This window comes from Niallia circulans (assembly GCF_007273535.1).
GTDB lineage: Bacteria > Bacillota > Bacilli > Bacillales > Cytobacillaceae > Niallia > Niallia circulans_B.
Genome location: NZ_RIBP01000001.1, coordinates 414,800 through 435,124, shown reverse-complemented (window position 1 = coordinate 435,124; position 20,325 = coordinate 414,800). Strand labels below are relative to the sequence as shown.

Below are 20,325 nucleotides of genomic sequence, written 5' to 3'. Positions count from 1 at the left end.
AATACTTGAACGATAAATGTTTCTTCTAGAGAACGTATCGATTTCATATTCTTTATTAATTCTCATCCAAAGTTCACATATAGTTCATAAATAATTTATATAATCCGTTTATCAAATGTTGAAAGGGTTAGATGAATGGAAAGTATTTCAAAGTATAAGGAACCAGCTTTAGCTGATAAAAGCAATAAAATACTGGTAATGTTAGGTTTAATAATTGGCCTGATTTTTTCTGAGCTAGATGAGACAGTTGTTAATACAGCAATGCCCACAATCATTCGTGATTTAGGTGGTTTGGCGATGTATGGTTGGGTCGGCGGTGTATATATGCTGACAATGTCTGCATTCATGCCACTACTTGGTAAATTAGCCGATTTAATGGGCCGAAAAAAAATATATTTAATGAGTATGGCTTTTTTCATTGTTGGTTCGATAGTTTGCGGATTAGCGGATTCCATGACATTGCTTCTTATTGGCCGGGGAATTCAAGGTTTAGGAGCTGGTGGGTTAATGCCGCTTGCCATGACCATATCAAGTGATTTATTTCCAGTTGAACAACGAGCAAAGGTTCAAGGCTTTATGGGTCCAATCATGTTTATTCCAATGTTATTAGGGCCATTAATGGGCGGATATTTTGTCGATCAAGTAAGTTGGCATTGGATTTTCTTTGTTAATATTCCTGTTGGACTCATCGCAGCACTTCTTCTAGCAAGTGGGTTACTGGAAACAGCTATGAAGAAACAAGTGGTTATTGATTGGGGAGGCGCTTTATTATTAATTGCTACGATTGTTTCCTTGCTAATAACACCAGTTCTTGTTGAAAATAATGGTTATACATGGGGCTCTCCATTAATTATAGGTTTGCTATTCCTTGGTGCCGTTTTATTTGGAATTTTCCTCTTTGTCGAGAGTAAGGTGAAAGAACCGATTGTACCTTTACATTTATTTAAAAACCGCAATATTCTTGTCCTATCTTTAATTGTTTTCACAGTTGGAATTGGTTTAATGGGATCCTTCTCTTCCTTCCCGTATTTTGCGCAAAATGTGCTGGGACTGACTGCAACTGAGGCCGGGTACTTGACATTGCCAATGATGGTAGGAGCAGTTGGATCAGCTATGGTAAGTGGATTTCTTATAACAAAAGTACGTTACAGAGAACTATTTGGCATTGCCTTTATCATGCCGATTATTGGATTCTACTTATTTTCACATATGAGCATTTCTACAACGATTGTTCAAATTACCATCTTCTTTTTCATTACAGGTCTTGGTTTAGGCGTTTTATTTGGTGGTGATAACCTCATTGTTCAAGAGTCTGTTGACAAAGAAAATAAAGGCATTGCACTTGCGACTGTTCCATTATTCCAAACAATCGGGGCTACAGTCGGGGTTAGTTTATTTGGTAACTTGTTATCATCAACACTTACATCGAAATTGCAAGGCATAGGTGATAAGCTTCCCGCAAGTATGGCCGAAAATATGAATACCTTAGCTGCCGGCGGTGTGCCTGCAGGTTTACCAAAAGGGTTGCTAACACAGATTAACACATTATTCATTGACTCATTCCAGCATATTTACATGTATTCATTTATCATTGCGATTATCGCGTTTGTCTTATGTTGGTTTTTGAAAAAAGAAGTGCTCTCAACAACGCCGAACGAATAATCGTACCAGTATAAAACATGTGGTAGTAATTTCACTTTGTTAAAATAGTACAGTTATTCAGCAAAAATATAAATAATGCCTGAACCCTACATAATCAAGGTTCGGGCATTATTTATGATTACCATATGTTAACAATACTTATAACTTGTTTATTAATACTTAGTAGAATTACTAAATATAATGTTAAATTACAATGTGCTGTTAAGTAATAAAATAACGAGTCTTCATGTCACACTCATAGCAATAAAAAAAAACCTTCCGCCAAGGGAAGGTAAACAATATTAAGAACGCTCTGTATAGCTTTTGAAATTTTGAAGAAATGCCTGCCAGCCTGCCCTTTGCTGTTCATTGGAATTAGTATCTTCTGCTTCGAAGCTCTGAACTACTTTAGTGTGATTATCTTGACTAAGGAAAGAAACAGTAACCTTGCGATCATCTCCAAGTGTATAGGAAATAAATTCGTTTGGCTTAACCTCATCATACACTCCGCCGAAATCAAATCCAAAACTGCCATCCTTTGCTTCCATTCGAGTAAGGAATTTTCCTCCTGCTCTTAAATCATTTTCTGCTCTTGGTGCATGCCAATCGTCTGAAGCAAAGGACCAATTTGTTATATGCTCTGGCTTTGTCCAAAAATCCCATACTTTCTCCACTGGGGCATTAACGATAGTTTCTACCGTAATTAATGCTTTATCTCCTGTTCCCATAATACACACCTCACTAGATTTATTTTAATAATTAATTTAAGTATATCACCAATATGAGGTTTATATTTATAAATTTTCGGACAATAAATTGATATATTTATCTGCTGTATTATTATCCTTCTGCTGTTCGTTTTTTCCATAATATAGTAATAACAACTTAAAGACAATAGCTGTTAGCTTTCATCATCGATTAGCTGCAAGTAGCGATTATTCCAAATATTTTCATAAAAACTTATCGTGTCTTTTGCTGACATAAATGAATTATTTAAGGTGGAGGTTGCTTTTTTATACATGACATTTTCATATCCTAGTCCATGTGCAAATTTAACAGTTGCATCCATACAGTATTCTGTTTGGGCGCCACAAAATTCAATTTTTTGGACAGATAGTTGGTCTAAAACTGTCTTCAAAGTTGTTTGGTAAAATGAGTTTGCATGCGTTTTTCTTACAAAATAATCTTGGTCTTGTACATCTAAATTGGCATGCATTGCCCACGCCTCTTCTTCTGGAACTAACTCTTCATCACCATGCTGAACAAAAATAATCGGTTTATTTAATCTTCTATATACAGCGATTCTATGATTAACTTTTTCAAGTAAAGCATCTAACTCATATAAATGCTCTTCTCCACTGTAACAAACTCCATCTTGTAAATCTATCACCATTAACACATCTGCATTATTCATCATTAACCTTCACCTCGTTCATAAATATAATTATAATTCTATCACTGGAGAATATTTTGTACACGCCTACTTTTGACACAATTTAGCTAAACCTCTTAGTAAATTATAACCGCTAATAGCAAGTAATTTTGAAACAAAAAAACGCCTTGCAGAAATATCTACAAAGGCGTCTTATTTTAAAATATTTCTTTTAACACTACAGCTTGCAGTTCCAATTCTTTAGCAGCATCCCCAATTTCCTTAAACGATACTACTATTTTTTCATTCAAGGTTTGATTCTCAGAAACTCCCTGTTGGGAATCCACGGTAGCCTCGTTAATTTTAGTGATTTCCGTTGTAATTCCTTCAACATGTGAATTAATATCTTGGATTGAATTTTGGACACGATTGGCCAATTTTCTCACCTCTTGTGCTACAACACTAAATCCCCTGCCAAATTCACCAGCTCTTGAGGCTTCTATTGCAGCATTAATTGCAAGTAAATTCGTTTGTCTGGCAATCTCACGAATCGTTTTTATTATTGTTTGGATGGACTGTGCTTGTCCATCTAATGAATGAAGAATCTCCAAGTTTCCTTCAGATTTAGTTACTAAATCTGTAATAGAATCATTTGCTTCCTCGCTTTTTTTTATGCCGCGCATCACTTTTTTATTAATTTCCTCTGACATGCTGAGTAATTGTGAAGCTACTTCAGCTGATTTAATTTCTCTCTCTGTTATGTCAGTAGCGATTTTGAGAACTCCCTCTACACTGCCAGCTTGATTATAAATAGGAGTATAGGTGGCTTCTAGCCATTTCTTCTCTCCAGTTTTTGTTAGTCTTAATATTTTTTCCTGAAAGGTTTTCCCGCTTCTTAGGTTAGACCAAAAAAGAAGATATTCCGTACTTGCAGAAAACTCGGTAGTACAAAAGTTTTTATGCAATAAGCCTGGCATCTCGTTGACCTTATACCCCATCGTTTTTGCAAAGTTTTCATTAGCCCATAAAACCTTCCCCTGTGTATCAAACTCAATCATTGCCAATGAGCTTTCAATGGACGCTAGTATCGCACTTTCATTAAAAACCTGGTTGCTTTTTATCAATCTTTCAAGGTGCATAATTCATTCTCCTTCATATAATATCTAACTTATTTAACAGCAGAAAAATCCTATGAAAGTTGGTCGGTTGCGCTACTAGCTCCCATTCATTAAAAGCACCCAATTAATAATGAATGATCCTTGCTTCCATCTTTTTTAGAAAGGTCTACGATACTTTTATTTATATTTTCACTTAAACCCTTTTTAATTCCAATTATGTTTGACACAGCAGAAATACATATCCCTAAATTTTAATAGGATTTCTAGATTCTACTGCTAACAAAGTACCTAACTGTAGGTATATTTTACTATAATGTACGTATAAAAAATATTAATTTTAGATATTACCATCTATTACCGATAGTAGAGAAATATTGTGCACCAATTAACAAATCAATGCTCTACCAGTTTCTATTTTATAGTAAAAATAATCAGCTAATGTTTTATTTATGTAAATTGTCAGTCAAGACCTACTTGTAAAGTAATAGCTTCTTTACATTGAAGGAGCTAAAAATAATAAATTCCCGAGAAAAAAGCCTCCACCGGAAGCTTAAAGTATTTCGGAGTATTGCTAATTTAATTCCTGACATGCCCACGCATCCACTTCTACTTTAAGAGCCGGTGCTGCAAGCCCTACGACATACATCATGGTCGTACAAGGAAGGTGCTCTCCCACAAAATCTCCAATAATATTTCTTCTTTTCTCTGCATCAAAGTCACCAACCAAATAGAATACTAGTTTTGTTAAATCGGAAACAGTCATATTTGCAGCCACGAGATTCTCTTTAACATTGTCGAGTGCCAATTTCAATTGTTCTAATGGATCATCAGGTATGTTTCCCTCAATATCCATGCCTATTTGGCCTGACATCGTTAACCATTTACTAGGTGCTGTAACTTCAATCTGATGTACATAAGGTGCTACTGGGTTATGTATTGTTTCTGGATTTAGAGATTTTTTCATGATAGCTGCCCCTTTTTTAAGTTTTAATATTCCAACTTCTATTCTAACATTTTCCAAGTGTCTGTTGAATTTTAAGGAACTTCCCAAAACCCAGCAAATAAAAAAAACAGCCCCTGAAGCCTGTTTCTTTCATTGCTTAAATACTATTATTCATAGATTTCATATCGTACTTCCGGTAATCCAATCCTTTTACCTCTTGCTTCTATCTTTCACCATGTTATACCAGCTAATTCCTCCGTGTTGGGATGCAGACAGGCCATGGTTACTAAATCCATACCTTTCATAAAAGCTAACTAGTTCCTGTTTACATGTTAGCGTGATTCCTTCTCTTTCATTTTCTTCCACAAGATCCTCCAGCGCACTTATAAGCACCTTAGCAATCCCTAGATTTCTAGCTTGCTTTAACACTGCTAATCCTAAAACACTCTGATAACCTCCTATTTTCGGATTTTCTTTTATTTGTTCAAACAGATCGTCTGTTATATATGGTTGATTAATTATCGGACCATTTATATATCCTATAATCACTCCTTCATCTTCAGCAACAATAAAGGTATCTGGGATAAGTTGAATCCTTTCCACGAACGCTTCCTTTGTAGCAGCCTCTTCTTTTGAAAATCCTTCATTTTCAATTGCTAACAACTGATTTAAGTCATTAGTTTGCACATTTCTTAATGAAACCATTACTTCAAAGCCCTCTTCTCTATTAGGTTAATTTCTATCAATTTTTTATATTATATCAAGTAATTGAATCAATAATATACGATAAAAGGATTTATTTCCCCGACAATTCTCACTTCAAAATAAATTCAGGTTCTTGTTGCATCGTCAAAATAGGATTTATGTACGGAATAATGGGTAAATTATCTAAAGGATATTATGGTTAAAACGCTAGTTAGTTAACTTTTATCAAAAACAGACTATCTTCTACAGGAAATGCTAGTTTCGTAAAAGCGATTTAAACAAGGAGGAATAATCATGAATTTAGAGCAATTAGAAAGAATTCGCACAGGTAAAGGGTTTATAGCTGCTTTGGATCAAAGTGGTGGAAGTACACCTAAGGCTTTGTTACTTTACGGAGTTAAGGAAAACAGTTATGCAAATGAAGAAGAAATGTATGTTTTGGTACATGAGATGCGAACGCGTATTATCAAAAGTTCCACCTTTAACTCTGAGTATATTCTAGGTGCCATCTTGTTTGAAAACACCATGGACCGGAAAATTGATGGAGAATATACTGCTGATTATCTTTGGAAGCAAAAAGGGATTGTCCCTTTCCTTAAAGTTGATAAGGGATTAGCCGATTTAAGTGATGGTGTTCAGCTTATGAAGCCGATGCCAAACCTTAATGATTTACTTAAGCGTGCGGTTAATCGAAATATTTTTGGGACAAAAATGCGTTCCGTTATTAAGGAAGCAAATAGTAACGGAATAAAAAAGGTTGTTGATCAACAGTTTGAAATTGGTAAACAAATTATCGAAATGGGACTAGTTCCTATTATTGAGCCTGAAGTAGATATTAATAGTACAGATAAAGAAGCCATTGAGAAGATATTAAAGGAAGAGCTGCTTACTAAGCTATCTACGCTTGAAGATAATGAAAAAGTTATCCTTAAAGTCTCCATTCCAACTGCGAACAATTTCTACAGTGACTTACTTGAAGATCCTCATGTAGTAAGAATTGTTGCTTTATCAGGGGGATATTCACAAATGGATGCAAATCAGAAGCTGGCATTAAATCAGGGCCTAATCGCTAGTTTCTCTCGCGCCTTAGCAGAAGGATTAACTGTCAGCCAAAGCAACGAGGAATTCGACTCACTTTTAGCTAAATCTATTAAAGGTATTTATGAGGCATCGGTAAATAAATAGCATATTGTCACCACTTACAAAACCAACCCCTGTACAGATGTTCAGGGGTGGTTTTTTGTCATAGTAGGAGAAGGTGTACTATTAACTTAAAATAATCCCCAAAAATCTGTCTTGAATAAAGTAAAAAACAAAATAATAACAAAAATCAATTGACTAAGCGTTAATTTATAAGCTACAGGATTCTCTGCATATTTCCTTTCCATCACAGCCCTTACGATTTCAGAAACGATAAGAAAAAGGCTCAATATTATCCACGGCTGTAGAAACCAATAGCTTTTCGTTTCATCAATACTGAAAGGAAATACTAAAAGCATGCTAATGAACGTTATTATTCTTAGGGTCCAATCTATCTTTTTATGTTTCTCATTAATATGGTTATCAGAAAAAATTTTCTTCCTCTGAACCTTTAACGTTTTACTCATTAAATAATTAAATAAAAACATTAATACAAAAACAATAACAAGTAATACTAATAACCTCAGTCCAAAGGACAAACTTAAACCAAACATATTCACGCCCCCTTTAAGTCCAATTCTTATGTTGTTTTGGGTACTTTACTCTAATTTCTATTAATACAAAGTTTACGAAGATACGTCTACTTGTTCATAATTTTAGCTAGGCGACAATATAACTTCTTACTACTATTTCTTACGAATTTAATTAAAAAAAGTTCCATTAAAATACAAAATTTAGAATGCATTTTTCGTGCTAGTGCCTTTTACCTTCTAGTAATAAATAATACATAAAGAAGGAGCTCACCTATTAAAAAGGAAAGCCCCCATTTCTATTCTCTTAAATAATTATTTTTACCGGTTCGTTTTATTTGATACATCGCCGTATCTGCTTTCTCTATTAATGCCGCTAAATCGGCTCCATCATCAGGAAAAATACTTATTCCAATACTTCCGCTTATCTTCCATGAAATTCCGTCCAATTGAAATGGCTCCTGAAATGCTGCTATAATCCGCTCTGCCCTTTCTTCCACTTCAGCATTAGATTGGATTTTTTCCAGCATTAATATAAATTCATCTCCGCCATATCGGCAAACAAAGTCTACTTCCTTCACACAGTTTTTCAGACGATTCGCTGTCATTTTAAGTAATTTATCTCCAATTTCATGGCCTAGATTATCATTGATTTCCTTAAAATTATCTAAATCCATAAACAACACGGCGACTTTTTTCTGTTGTGTTTGGTTTTCTATCAATTTTGACAATTTATTGTGAAGTGATCTCCTGTTTGGTAAATTAGTTAAGGGATCATAATGCGCTTGGTAATACACTACCTTTTCAAGCTCTTTTCTCTCTGTTATATCGTGGGCAATCGTAGATAGAAACTCCACATCACCGTTTTCCGATTTATGTGCCACGATCATTTGCGAAACTGGAATTTTTGCGCCATCTTCCTTAAGGATTGTTGTTTCTCCCTTCCAATGGCCTTTTTCGATTGCAGTTGGAATGCCCTCTGCTTTGATAATTTCTGTGATCCATCTTTGTGTTACCTTTTCGCCAGTGCTTTCCTCTTGACTAATACCAAGCATTTTCTGTGCAGCTGGATTATAATACAAACTGTTTCCAGCAGTGTCTAATGTTGCAATAAAGTCTGGAGAGGCTTCTATAATATCTAAGAGCTGCTGCTGTCTGCGCTCCTGCTGTTTTCTTAAAGTAATATCTCTATCTATGCCTCTATAGCCAATACAATTTCCCTCTGCGTTAATAATGGGAGAACCACTCGTTTCTAATATTACTTCATGGCCATCACGATGAAGATTAATATTTTCTAAGCTTTTAATTGGCAGCTTATTAGCAACATGGTACTCAAAAATTGGCGCAATACGTTTTCCTTCCAAAGGCTCCATCAAATGAAATGGTGTTTTTCCGATAACCTCTGCAGGCGAATATCCTAATATATCCTTGATTTGCGGACTAGCATACGTATATATACCATTTTCATCTACTTCCCATATCCAATCACTGACATGCTCTACTAACAACCGAAATCTTTCTTCGTTTGTCCGAGTCTCATCTTTATCGTTCATGTTCTCTTCCATGTTCCACCATCCAACAATTCAAATTAACAGAATAATTATAACAAATATTAGGAATCTCGGTCTTCTGTTAATATATTCCTAATAACTAGTTCTTTTACATCACTACCTAACCCTACTATTTGCTCACTTTTAATTCAACTCATAAGCATCTCACAAACATTATCCCAAAAAAAGTAAAATAAACTCCTTATAAATAATTTATAACTGCTAACCACCCCTTAATTCAGTTAACAATTATGTTGGTGTTATAATGTTCCGGTGATTTCGCATATGATAAACAGTCAAAAAATAAGTTCCTGGAGGGCTGTGTATGAGGGTTGGTATAATTGGTGCTGGTATTGGTGGACTAACATTGGCTCAAGCACTAATTGAACAAAATATAGAAGTAAGCTTGTTCGACCGTGATCTTGCTGCCGAAAAAACTGGTGGCTACCGTCTGCATTTAAGTGAAGCTGCGTTAAAATCAATTCACAAACATCTTCCTGATAATATAGAAAAATTACTTAAACTTAGTGGAACTGGTCCTGAATCATTTGCACAATTTTCGATAGTAGATCATCATGGAAAAACAAAGCTCTGCCTTCGTCAAACAGATGAGGAAGACCTTCTAATGATCGGAAGAATTCCTTTACGAAAAATATTAGCAATAAACTTGGAAGAGGTAATTCGTTGGGATACACACTTCACTCATTACAAAGAAGAGGATTCTGGCATTATCCTTTATTTTTCGAACGCCCCAAGTGAAAAGGTTGATATATTAGTTGGTGCAGATGGTGTGCATTCAGAAGTAGCCAAACAACTCCTTGGACGTTCAACAGCAAAATATGCAGGAGTGATGGGGATTGCCGGAAGATCCTTGCTAACTCCCCAGTTAAGATCAACTATTAACAAAGATTTTTTTAAAGGACCTGGATTTGCAGTTGGTCCAAAAGGAATTGGCATGTTTATAACTGTACATGCACCGACAACAAAAAATGAATTAATAACAAACTTGGATGTCCTTGAGGAACCATATATTGTCTGGTCTGTTGCAGCAATAGATGAAGAGCTTCGTGGAAATTTCAGAAAATTAACCTCTGATGAGCTTGAAAAAGAAGCATACGAGTTAATAAGACACTGGGACGACAGCTTTCTTGCGCTTATCAATAACTCTGAAAAAGGCAAAACAGCAGCTTTTCCCTTTTGGTATCCTAGCAATCTTACCTCGTGGAAGCACAGTAGAATAACATTAATTGGAGACGCCATTCATCCAATGCCGCCAACTAGCGGGCTCGGTGCGAGCACTTCCATACTGGACGCAGTAAACTTGGCAAAAAAGCTGGTAAAGTATGACGATTCGTCATATGCATTGCAAGCATATCAAGCTGACATGCTGAAATATGCACCAAAGGCTGTGGCAGAAGCTCGGCCACCATTATATTGGCAACGCCGTTTCAAAAACACCTTCATACGAAAATTTGCCATGAGCGTGTTGATTCCTTGTGTAAGTGTTGTATTAAAAATTAAAGACTCTATTAAAAAGTAGGAATTCACGATTCGTTATTTTCTAAGAAACCTAATTGTTTTGAACATGAGTTTTTATCCTTTGATTAGAAAGTAAAATGGTGAATGCTCTCATTGAACACTCACCATACTTGTTATCATGTTATTTTTTAGCACGAGCCCATATTACTACAGGAATTAGAAGTAAGGATATAACTCCGCCAATTAATGATAATGTTGCATAACTTGAGCCAGCAACAATCATGCCGGATAAGGCACCGCCTGCAGCTCCTGATAATGCAATTAGAACATCAACTGTTCCTTGTCTTTTTGCACGAGTCGTCATTTGAGTTGAATCGACGATGAGGGCAGTTCCACTTATTAAGCCAAAGTTCCACCCTAATCCAAGTAAAGACAGAGCAATTATTAGAAGAAGCATGGAATCTGCTGGTGCAAAAGCAGAAGTTAAGCCTGCCAGGAGTAATGTTACTCCAGAGGCAATAGCCATAAAAACTCTCCCTAGCTTATCAACAAGGAAACCTGTAATAAGTGAAGGCAAATACATGGCACCAATATGAAAACCAATGACAAGACCTACAGCACCAAGTCCATGGCCATGATGACTCATATGCACAGGTGTCATTGTCATGATTGCTACCATTACGATTTGCGTCATTACCATTATGGCTGCACCAACAAGTATTCCTCTTTTGTCTTCTGTATTTTCTGATGTTGTTAATACATTCTTGTTAACTTCGTTAGTTACTGCTAAATTTCTAGCAATAATTAACGGATCTGGCCGTAGAAGCAAGAAAAGAACAAGCCCTGCCAATATATATGCCGCTGCCGCTAAAATGAACGGACCGGCAATGGACGGTATACCAATAGAACTAGCAAGGTTCCCCATAACATTTACTAGGTTCGGACCTGCTACCGCTCCAAATGTTGTAAAAACCATCGTCATACTGACTGCCGTTGCCCGCTGTTTACTTGTTGCTAAGTCAGTACCTGCATAGCGTGCCTGTAAATTTGTTGCTGTTCCCGCTCCATAAATAAGCAGTGAGATTAATAATAAGATAATACTATTGATAATGGCAGAAATTATTACCCCAATTGCTCCAAGTCCACCAATGATAAACCCAGTCGTAAGACCAATACGACGGCCATAACGTTGAGAAAGTCTCCCCACAAATAAAGCAGCTCCTGCAGATCCTAACGTAAACAAGGCAGTAGGTAAACCAGCATAAGCATCTGTGCCAAGCATTTGCTGTGCAAGCAGTGCCCCAACAGTAACACCTGCTGCTAATCCTGCACCACCAAAAACCTGTGAGATACTAACAATAAATAAAGTTCGTTTGTAAAAAGATTTTCTCTTTTCTGAGTCATTATCATAACTATGTATCCTATCCGAATGATCTTCTATCACCTATCTAACCTGCCTTTCTTTACAGCTATACTATTAACTAGAATTAAAGTCATCATAACACCGTTAAAAAAACCATACAATAACATAATTGTATGGCAAACATTTTATTTAAGCTTATCCAGTAAGCCCTTTAAGATATTTAATCCTTGTTTAAGCTCTTCAAGTGTACTATGTGCACATACTGCGACTCGCACTGCCCTTTTTGGACAGCTATTACCAACAAAAAAACGTTCAGCCGCATAGACCTGCACCCCATGCTTGGCAGCTAATGCCTCAAATTCAGCACCAGTAACCTTTCCGGGTAGCAACAGCCACCGAAAAATCCCTATCTCATCACCGACACATGTATAGTTTGATAAATACTGTTCTAGCAGTTCGTTCCTGTGTTTGTTCTGCAACTGATGCCCTTGAATTAATCCTTCAAATTGATTCGACACGATCATTCGTGCTGTCAGCTCTGCTAATAAAGGAGAGACAGTTATATTTAAATTATAAAGTGCCTTAGAAATTAGCTCCTTATACTTAAGCGGTACTGACACATACGCTAGACGTAAGCCTGGTGCTAAGGATTTAGACAAACTTGCAATATAGATAACCTGCTCTGGTGCAAATGATGCAACAGCTGGCAGCGGGCTTTGATTGAGCAAATGGTACGATGCATCTTCCATAACAAACTGGTTATACCTCTTGGCAACTGCCGCAATCCTCTTTCGATTCTCTACAGTCATTATAGAAGCCATCGGATTATGATAATCTGGAATGATGTATACGCCTTTTATATTTTCATTTTTGCAGGCATCCTCAAATGCTGTTGGGCTTAATTGATCGTTTTCTGATTTAATTGGCACAATTTGCACACTTAACATAGCTGCAACCGTTTTTAATCCAGGATAAGTATGTTCGTCAACACCAATCCGATCTCCAGGCTTACACAGACTCGCCAAGGTGGCAGCAATGGCATTTTGTCCCCCATTGGCAAATAAAATATGGTCAACCGTTGTTTCAAATCCACCTCTACGAATTAACTTTACCGCTGCATCCTTTTGCCAAATACTTTCTCCTCCACGACCATAGCCAAACCATTTCTCATAATCCCCTTCCTGCAGCATACTTTTAAGCTGGTGCATCAGCGGTTCAAATGAATCATTACCTGGTATTGTTGCACCCATTTCTATTAAGTGTGTTGGCTTAGTATCTTCAAGTAAATAGGCATTTGAAACTGCATCGTACGAGACAAAAGTACCACTTCCAACAGAGGCACTTAACAACCCCTTCATCTCACAAACTTTAAAAGCCTTGGAAATAGTACTCACATTTAAATCCAGATAATCAGCCAGTTCGCGCTGAGGCGGAAGCTTAGTTCCAGGTAATAAAATCCCCTCTACAATATCCTCTTCCAATTGACGTGCCAGCACTTTATAAATTGGCTTTTCTATTCTATTAATCACTGGCTTCCAGCTCATATGGTAGTTTTCAAACGAATTAATTGGCATAATAAACACCTTTTTTAGTTCATTATAAGATTCCTTTGTTTATGTTAGCAATTGTTATCTTGCCTTATAAATTATTGTTTTAAGTAACATATTATTAATTAACTATTAGAAGCGTTTCAAATAGATAAACAAAACATTGCAATTAATCGGACATAAATGTATATATTACAAGAATTCTACCCTAGAAAAACAATAATATTAAAAACCTAAAACACCCAATAAAAAAGAGGCTGGAATATAAATATGTATTTCTAGTTAAAAACCGAACTATTTAATTTGAGGCAATGAACTAAACACGAATAATATTTTTATCTAACTCCATTATTGCTTAATAGTTTGATTTTTCATTTTTTCATATTTTTAGTTTTTGAAAAATAAGGCTCTGTTAAAGTTTAATGTTGATATTTATAGAAAAAAACATAACTTCCATAAAAACGGAAGTTATGTTTGGTTTTATAGATTTCACAGCAAAATTGAAACTTAGCTATTCCATTTTAAAAGTTCAGTAATAACGTCAGAGCTACCAGGAAGCAATAATATTAATGACATTACTATAAATACAATTCCAATTACAAATAGTAAGATAACTATTTTAACTGAACGAGGCACTTCCTTTTTAAGTGCTCCAATTACAATTAGTACAATTCCGATAACGAGTAATAATAAATAATAAAATCCCATCTAGCCACCCCCATAGTTTTTTCTTCTTTAAAGAATATGTTCCGATAATTGAGAAATTTGCAAGAAAGTTACACCAATTTTTTATCCAGAAAATTTTTTAATGGCTTCTGAAGTACGTCCACAATGGCCGTGATGATACATGTTGCTAAAATCCCCATCAGACTTATCGAAATAGGACCCGCAGCATCATCTCCATTTATTGTAGAAATCACCTTTAAGCTTATTATCATTAACAACATAAAGAAAATGGCAGCCAAAGCACATCTTTTTATCCTCTTCAAAGTGTTAAGAGATAACTCAGAAAAAGCGTTATCCCTTTTGATATAGGTTAATAACTTATATACTTGGAAAAGTGCAATAGAAAAAGTAATACAGACTCCATACGCACATACTAAAAGAGGAAATATCGTGTAATCTCCACCTGGATGAGCTTTTAAGTCTTTAATAGTTAATGCAGGCATCCAATAAATACATAAAGCAAGCACTGCAATTCCAACCAGAAAAACCACGACCTTTAAGAAGGTGGCAGAAACTTGTTTAACATTCATTTATAACTCCCCTTTTTAATGAAAATCTCTTTTCAGATATGTACTTATCTTAAAAGACGAATAAATACTGAATCTTACTTTTTAGCATCTGCGCTTTACTAATTCAACTCTATTCTTAGCTGCTAACATGCCGATGTTTCTTTAATCTGTTGTGTTCAAACGTATGGACTGGTTTATCACTCTATCTCCTTCATCCGATTGTTTGTACATTTATAACTGCGATATTATCGTCTTCCCAGGTAACTTCCACATTTTAAGGCGTCACACACCGAGCCTCTTAATCTCATTATACCTGGCCAAACTGCCGCTATGATTCCCATAATAAATCCGGAAGGAATAATATCCATAGACAACTTTATTGTCCTTCTTATCCCAATCCTCAACAATCATTTCTTGAAGGACAACCTCATGAATTTGATTTGGAGAAGAGCTTTTTAGCAAGGATGTACCTATTAAAGAGGTTGGATTGCATCGTCCATCTTCTCTTCTCTTTTTACTTCTTCTATGAAAAAGCTCCCGGTTACAATCAGAGCTCCTATTAGAACAATGAAGCATGTGCATATAAGTTTTATCTTTGACCGTTGTTTACTTCTCATAGCAATCCCCTACCTCTACTAATCTTAATCAAATACAATATAGGCTCTTCCCTCTTCCAAAAACTCTTCCAGTTCATCATAGGCGAATCCTTCTGTTTTAGATACACACGTAATCACATCTGCCACAACATATACATGAAGAACAGAAAACCTCTTACCGTTTAAGACAAAAGCTAATCCTAAAGAAAGAATTTCGTGATATTCGTTGCTATGAAATTCTGCTGCTTCTTGAATAACTTTCATACTATCTACACCTATTCTAAAATGAAATCAATCATTATCTGGTCTATACTCTAAAACATCTCCAGGTTGGCAATCTAATGCCTTACAAATCGCTTCTAAAGTGGTAATGCGTACAGCTTTTGCTTTCCCATTTTTCAATATGGAGAGGTTGGCCATTGTGATACCGACCTTCTCTGATAATTCTGTTACACTCATTTTTCTTTTTGCTAGCATTACATCTATGTTTATTATGATTGCCATGTTATCCACCTCATATCGTATGCTCATTTTCATCTTTAAGGTCAATTGCGTCTTTTAGAAGCTTTTGAAGAACCGCTGCAAACACCGCGATGACAATAGACGCAAAGATAGGAACCATCCCGATAATAACTAAGCCAGGCGCATCATCTAGCTGGGCTACAAGGAAGACGAACGGAAGCATGATGACATACAAACCACTAATGACGACCGCGCAGTATTTTATCACTCTTAAAGCTCTTACGGAGTCTTGAGAAAACGCATGATTCTTATCGATAAAGCTCAAAAGTCGGAATGCCTGAACCAATGCGTGAAAAAATGGAGCTGCTGATATATACATAATAATGACCATTGGGTATAACAAGTGTGCATAATCAGGATTTGCAGGATTCTTCGTTAAATAAAATATCCCAAATACACCTAGAGCTAATATGGGCAGCCCTATTAAAAATACAGCTAACTTCAAAAAGGTTGTGGACCCTCGTTTTAACATAACAAAACACCTCACTAAATAATTTACAAATCGAATTTACCACATAATTTATTGTTTTACAATAAATTATTATTCTTTTTTATTATTTAGTTATTGAATCACAAAATCCTTTTAAGGATTATTAAAACATAAATCCATTTCACTCCAAAAGAAAAAAGGCTTAGAAATCATCGTAAGCCTTTGTCTTAAATACACAGGGACAGACCATTATATTTTTTCAGACTGAGATTAGTGAAATAAACTATTCTTTACTTTTAATAATGCTCATACTACTTATACTCCAAAAAATAATAATAAACCACAATGTAGTCCACCAAGGATGTGCATACATTAATCAAAAATTGCACAAACCTAAATACATATTAACAAATTTTAAAATTTGTATTTACAACTTTAAGTAAAGCGCTTACAATAAACCTGTAAAACCAATATTGAAATGGAGGGTAAAAAATGACTGACAAGTTAAAAGACGGTTTTTTGTGGGGCAACTCTGTTTCTAGTATGCAGACTGAAGGTGCGTGGAATCAAGGCGGGAAAGGATTATCGGTTTATGATATCCGTGAAGCCTCCGAATTTGCCTCAGATTGGAAAGTAGCAACTGACAGCTATCATCGCTATGAAGAGGATTTTGATTATATGCAGCAGCTCGGCATGAATTGTTACCGCTTCCAAATCTCATGGAGTCGGGTTAATCCATTGGGTGACGGTGCTTTCAACGAAGAAGGTATTGCTTTTTATGACAAATTTATTGACGGCTTAATTGAACGCGGAATTGAACCGATGATTTGTCTTTATCACTTTGATATGCCACTTCATTTGGCGGAAAAATACAATGGATTTGTCAGCAGAGAAGTATTGGATGCCTTTGTCCGTTACGGTAAGGAAATGGTTGACCGCTTTGCCCATAAGGTAAAATATTGGATTACGTTTAATGAACAAAACCTCTATCACATCCCTGAAGCTTTTAAAATTAGTGGTTATCTTACTGGTGAGAAAACATTGAATGAACTATATAAGATACAGCATCATGTCATGATGGCACACGCCAACATCGCCAATTATATTCACGAAAACCACGAGAATGCTTTAATTGGCGGAATGCTTGCTTATATTGAAGTATATCCAGCCACCTGCAAACCAAAAGATATCCTCTATGCCAGAAAAGTTGATGAATTTTTCAACCACAACCTCCTAGAAGCATTTACATTCGGAAAGTATTCAAAAGAAATTATGACATATGTCCAACGTGAGAACATTGATATGGGCATTAAAGATGGAGATTTGGAAGAACTGGCCAAACTTCGCAGTGATTTCCTATCATTTAGTTATTACGCCAGCACCACTATTAATACCGATTTGATTCCAGAGGGAACGTCTGTCAATTATTTTATGCATTACGGGAAACAAGATAATCCGTATTTAGAAACAACAGAATGGAATTGGCAGATTGATCCGCTTGGATTTAGAGATGTCATCAATAAAATGTATGACAGATACAAATTACCTGTTTTCCCGATTGAGAATGGCATCGGTGTGATAGAGTCATGGGATGGAAAAAATGAAATTCAGGATGACTATCGTATCGCTTATCACAAAGCACATTTTCAAGCGATGAAGGACGCAATTTTCATAGACGGAGTTGATGTCATAGGATATTTGGGCTGGGGGTTAATTGATATTTTAAGCTCACAAGGTGATATGCGCAAGCGCTATGGCGTGGTGTATGTCAACCGTGAGAACGATGATTTGAAGGATATGAAACGAGTTCCGAAGAAAAGCTTTTGGTGGCTGCAAAAAGTAATCAAGAGTAATGGGGCAGATCTTGAGGCTTTGGAGAATAAAGTGAATCAATAAAAATACCAAGAGGGTGAATACAGTATGAGTAAAAGTCAAACAGACAATGCTGAGAAACTGTCATTTATTGATAAATTCACCATGTTTGCCGCTAAATTAGGCGGACAGATCCATTTGCGATCGTTAAGAGATGCTTTTGCTGTTATCATGCCGCTGTTTATTTTAGCAGGAGTTGCAGTCCTTGTTAACAATGTTATTTTCCCTTGGTTTTTTGGCGGAGATACACTAGTAAATGCCCAGTATTGGGGAACTACCATTACGAATGGAACACTAAATATAGCCGGACTTTTGCTAGCTCCGATGATTGCTTATAGCTTATCAAGAAATCGTAACTTTAAAGATCCTTTAGCATCTGCTGCGATTGCATTGGCAACACTTGTGATTATGATGCCAAATACTGTCTCGATGGTTCCGGTCGGTACTGAAACAGCAGTCGATATTACAGGTGTTTTAACATTCGGCAATCTTGGCACGACTGGAATGTTTGCTGGTATAATTATTGGCTTGCTTGCGACTGAAATTTTCATCAAGGTATCAAGTATTAAAAAGTTAGAAATTAGTCTTGGGGACAATATCCCCCCTGCCGTAAGTAAATCGTTCAATGTTATGATTCCAGCTATCCTAGTTTTATCTTTCTTTGGAGTCATTTCATTAATTCTGGCGGTGGCCTTTGATACTAACTTAATCTCGCTTATCTCTTCGATGATTCAAGAACCATTACGAAAGATTAATACGAGCTTGATAGGAACAGTTGTCATTTACAGTATTGGAAACTTCCTTTTCTCGATTGGTATCCATCAAACTGTTGTCAATGGCGCCTTACTTGACCCACTGCTATTGGCCAATATGAATGAAAATATGCTGGCATATGCAAACGGTCAGGCAATCCCGCATATTATCAACAGCTCTTTTGTTCCGACCTTTGGCATGATTGGCGGTACAGGCAGCACGATTTCACTCATACTTGCTATTTTCCTGTTTGGAAAAAGCAAACCTGGTAAGGATATAGCCAAGTTAGCAACAGGACCAGGGCTTTTCAATATCAATGAGCCGGTGATTTTTGGCTATCCTATTGTTTTCAATATTCCAATGATGATTCCGTTTGTCCTTCTCCCTGCTCTTGGTATTATAATTGGTTATTTTGCAACAGCTATCGGTTTTATCAGCAAAACGGTCGTTTATATTCCATGGACCACGCCGCCACTGTTAAGCGCATACTTGGCGACAGCAGGCGATTGGAAGGCTGTTATTCTGCAGGCGCTCATTATTATTGGTGGTGCGTTCCTATACTTGCCTTTCATGAAGATCAGTGAACGGGTCAGCCAGATGAATAACGATAAAGCAGCTTAACAAACTTAACTGTATACTTTTTAGTCATGTTATGATATTAATAGAAGGAAATCGTCTTGAAATATAAGGAAAAGGCGATTTCCTTTTTTTAAAACGTACAAAAAGCCTTACTATACACTAAATTTCTTGAGGTGCGAATAATGGTTAAGTATAAGTGGATTGCAGAACAAATTCGAAATAGAATCATCAACAAAGAATATGATTCATCAAAGCCCCTTCCTGATCAGGAAAAATTGGCTAAAGAATTTGAAACGAGCAGAGTGACCATTATTAAAGCACTCAATTTATTATCTATAGAAGGCCTTATTTATAGTAAACAAGGATCTGGAACATTTGTCAGAAAAAATGCCTTACAAATGTCTCAGCTTGATGCAAAAGCTGATGAATACATCGGCTTAACAGAGCAAATAAAAGGTAATGGAAAAATTTCGAGTGTCATTATCTCCTTCAATGTCCGGTTTCCAATTGAGGATGAAGTAGAAAAATTAATGATTTCAAAGAACCAGCCTATTTATGATATCGTTCGCTTCAGGCTGTTAAATGATGAACCATTTTTAATGGAGCATACGATAATGCCTGTACATGTAATCCCCGATATCACAGAAGAGATTTTACAAAAGTCGATCTATCATTATATAAAAAAAGATCTTAACTTTAAAATTCTCGGCGCAAATAGGCGCATCCGCGCAGACCAGCCAGATGAACTTGATAAACAATATTTACAATGCACAGACCGTGATCCTGTTTTAGAAGTCATTCAAGTCGTGTACTTGGACAACGGCGTCCCATTTGAATATTCCCGGACTCGGCATCGTTATGATATGGGAGATATATTAGTGGTCGATATGAAGTATAAAAATTAACAAGCTGAAACTATAAAAAACAGAGCACATATCCTGTGCCCTGTT

At 36.2% G+C, this 20,325-nt stretch carries 20 protein-coding genes and 1 riboswitch; of the genes, 6 read left to right on the top strand and 14 right to left on the bottom strand.

All coding sequences use genetic code 11. The features are described 5' to 3' along the window. The first annotated feature begins 135 nt into the window (after window positions 1-135). A complete protein-coding gene (locus tag CEQ21_RS03105) occupies window positions 136-1,662 on the top strand; it encodes an MDR family MFS transporter (protein WP_185763197.1) in 1,527 nt (508 codons plus the stop codon). Window positions 1,663-1,943: 281 nt separating this feature from the next. Here CEQ21_RS03105 and CEQ21_RS03100 read toward each other — a convergent pair whose 3' ends face one another. The 5 genes from CEQ21_RS03100 to CEQ21_RS03080 form a co-directional block, all read right to left on the bottom strand. After that, window positions 1,944-2,369: an SRPBCC family protein gene (locus CEQ21_RS03100; protein ID WP_185763196.1), complete on the bottom strand. Its 426-nt coding sequence runs from the start codon at window positions 2,367-2,369 to the stop codon at window positions 1,944-1,946. Window positions 2,370-2,542: 173 nt separating this feature from the next. Beyond that, complete coding sequence (locus tag CEQ21_RS03095) at window positions 2,543-3,055, bottom strand: cysteine hydrolase family protein (RefSeq protein WP_185764067.1); 513 nt, start codon at window positions 3,053-3,055, stop codon at window positions 2,543-2,545. Window positions 3,056-3,231: 176 nt separating this feature from the next. Beyond that, entirely contained in the window at window positions 3,232-4,152 is a 921-nt protein-coding gene (locus CEQ21_RS27350) for a methyl-accepting chemotaxis protein (RefSeq protein ID WP_185763195.1), read from the bottom strand. 52 nt (window positions 4,153-4,204) lie between these two features. Beyond that, a riboswitch (cyclic di-GMP riboswitch) is annotated at window positions 4,205-4,289 on the bottom strand. A 413-nt stretch (window positions 4,290-4,702) separates the two neighbouring features. Then, entirely contained in the window at window positions 4,703-5,095 is a 393-nt protein-coding gene (locus tag CEQ21_RS03085; protein ID WP_185763194.1) for a RidA family protein, read from the bottom strand. A 189-nt stretch (window positions 5,096-5,284) separates the two neighbouring features. Further along, entirely contained in the window at window positions 5,285-5,779 is a 495-nt protein-coding gene (locus CEQ21_RS03080; RefSeq protein WP_185763193.1) for a GNAT family N-acetyltransferase, read from the bottom strand. 294 nt (window positions 5,780-6,073) lie between these two features. On the opposite strand from CEQ21_RS03080, the gene CEQ21_RS03075 reads away from it, so the two are divergent. Beyond that, complete coding sequence (locus CEQ21_RS03075) at window positions 6,074-6,964, top strand: fructose bisphosphate aldolase (protein ID WP_185763192.1); 891 nt, start codon at window positions 6,074-6,076, stop codon at window positions 6,962-6,964. An 86-nt stretch (window positions 6,965-7,050) separates the two neighbouring features. Here the strand turns inward: CEQ21_RS03075 and CEQ21_RS03070 are convergent, their stop codons facing one another. Together CEQ21_RS03070 and CEQ21_RS03065 are read right to left on the bottom strand one after the other, a co-directional pair. Beyond that, window positions 7,051-7,473 carry a DUF4181 domain-containing protein gene (locus CEQ21_RS03070; protein ID WP_185763191.1) on the bottom strand — a complete coding sequence of 141 codons (423 nt, stop codon included), beginning with the start codon at window positions 7,471-7,473 and terminating at the stop codon, window positions 7,051-7,053. A gap of 275 nt (window positions 7,474-7,748) precedes the next feature. Next, window positions 7,749-9,014, bottom strand: a complete 1,266-nt coding sequence (locus CEQ21_RS03065) for a sensor domain-containing protein (RefSeq protein ID WP_185763190.1) — start codon at window positions 9,012-9,014, stop codon at window positions 7,749-7,751. A gap of 310 nt (window positions 9,015-9,324) precedes the next feature. On the opposite strand from CEQ21_RS03065, the gene CEQ21_RS03060 reads away from it, so the two are divergent. Continuing rightward, window positions 9,325-10,539, top strand: coding sequence for an FAD-dependent oxidoreductase (locus CEQ21_RS03060; protein WP_185763189.1), 1,215 nt, complete (start codon window positions 9,325-9,327; stop codon window positions 10,537-10,539). Window positions 10,540-10,659: 120 nt separating this feature from the next. Here CEQ21_RS03060 and CEQ21_RS03055 read toward each other — a convergent pair whose 3' ends face one another. From CEQ21_RS03055 to CEQ21_RS03025, 7 genes are all read right to left on the bottom strand, one after another. Further along, the gene (locus tag CEQ21_RS03055; protein WP_185763188.1) at window positions 10,660-11,922 is read right to left on the bottom strand and encodes an MFS transporter; all 1,263 of its coding nucleotides are present in this window, start codon (window positions 11,920-11,922) and stop codon (window positions 10,660-10,662) included. A gap of 104 nt (window positions 11,923-12,026) precedes the next feature. Beyond that, window positions 12,027-13,415, bottom strand: a complete 1,389-nt coding sequence (locus CEQ21_RS03050; RefSeq protein WP_185763187.1) for an aminotransferase-like domain-containing protein — start codon at window positions 13,413-13,415, stop codon at window positions 12,027-12,029. Between the two features lie 480 nt (window positions 13,416-13,895). Then, window positions 13,896-14,096 (bottom strand): hypothetical protein, encoded by a 201-nt coding sequence (locus CEQ21_RS03045; protein ID WP_185763186.1) that lies wholly within the window; start codon window positions 14,094-14,096, stop codon window positions 13,896-13,898. Window positions 14,097-14,164: 68 nt separating this feature from the next. Then, a complete protein-coding gene (locus CEQ21_RS03040) occupies window positions 14,165-14,644 on the bottom strand; it encodes a DUF2975 domain-containing protein (protein ID WP_185763185.1) in 480 nt (159 codons plus the stop codon). 620 nt (window positions 14,645-15,264) lie between these two features. Then, window positions 15,265-15,483, bottom strand: a complete 219-nt coding sequence (locus CEQ21_RS03035; RefSeq protein ID WP_185763184.1) for a hypothetical protein — start codon at window positions 15,481-15,483, stop codon at window positions 15,265-15,267. 27 nt (window positions 15,484-15,510) lie between these two features. Then, a complete protein-coding gene (locus CEQ21_RS03030) occupies window positions 15,511-15,723 on the bottom strand; it encodes a helix-turn-helix domain-containing protein (RefSeq protein WP_185763183.1) in 213 nt (70 codons plus the stop codon). Between the two features lie 10 nt (window positions 15,724-15,733). Further along, window positions 15,734-16,213: a DUF2975 domain-containing protein gene (locus CEQ21_RS03025; RefSeq protein WP_185763182.1), complete on the bottom strand. Its 480-nt coding sequence runs from the start codon at window positions 16,211-16,213 to the stop codon at window positions 15,734-15,736. A gap of 450 nt (window positions 16,214-16,663) precedes the next feature. Here CEQ21_RS03025 and CEQ21_RS03020 point away from each other — a divergent pair, with 450 nt between their 5' ends. The 3 genes from CEQ21_RS03020 (at window position 16,664) to CEQ21_RS03010 (ending at window position 20,280) form a co-directional block, all read left to right on the top strand. Next, a complete protein-coding gene (locus tag CEQ21_RS03020) occupies window positions 16,664-18,067 on the top strand; it encodes a glycoside hydrolase family 1 protein (RefSeq protein WP_185763181.1) in 1,404 nt (467 codons plus the stop codon). 24 nt (window positions 18,068-18,091) lie between these two features. After that, window positions 18,092-19,417 (top strand): PTS sugar transporter subunit IIC, encoded by a 1,326-nt coding sequence (locus CEQ21_RS03015; RefSeq protein ID WP_185763180.1) that lies wholly within the window; start codon window positions 18,092-18,094, stop codon window positions 19,415-19,417. A 140-nt stretch (window positions 19,418-19,557) separates the two neighbouring features. After that, on the top strand, window positions 19,558-20,280 hold the full coding sequence (locus CEQ21_RS03010) for a GntR family transcriptional regulator (protein ID WP_185763179.1): 723 nt from the start codon (window positions 19,558-19,560) through the stop codon (window positions 20,278-20,280). Window positions 20,281-20,325 lie beyond the last annotated feature (45 nt).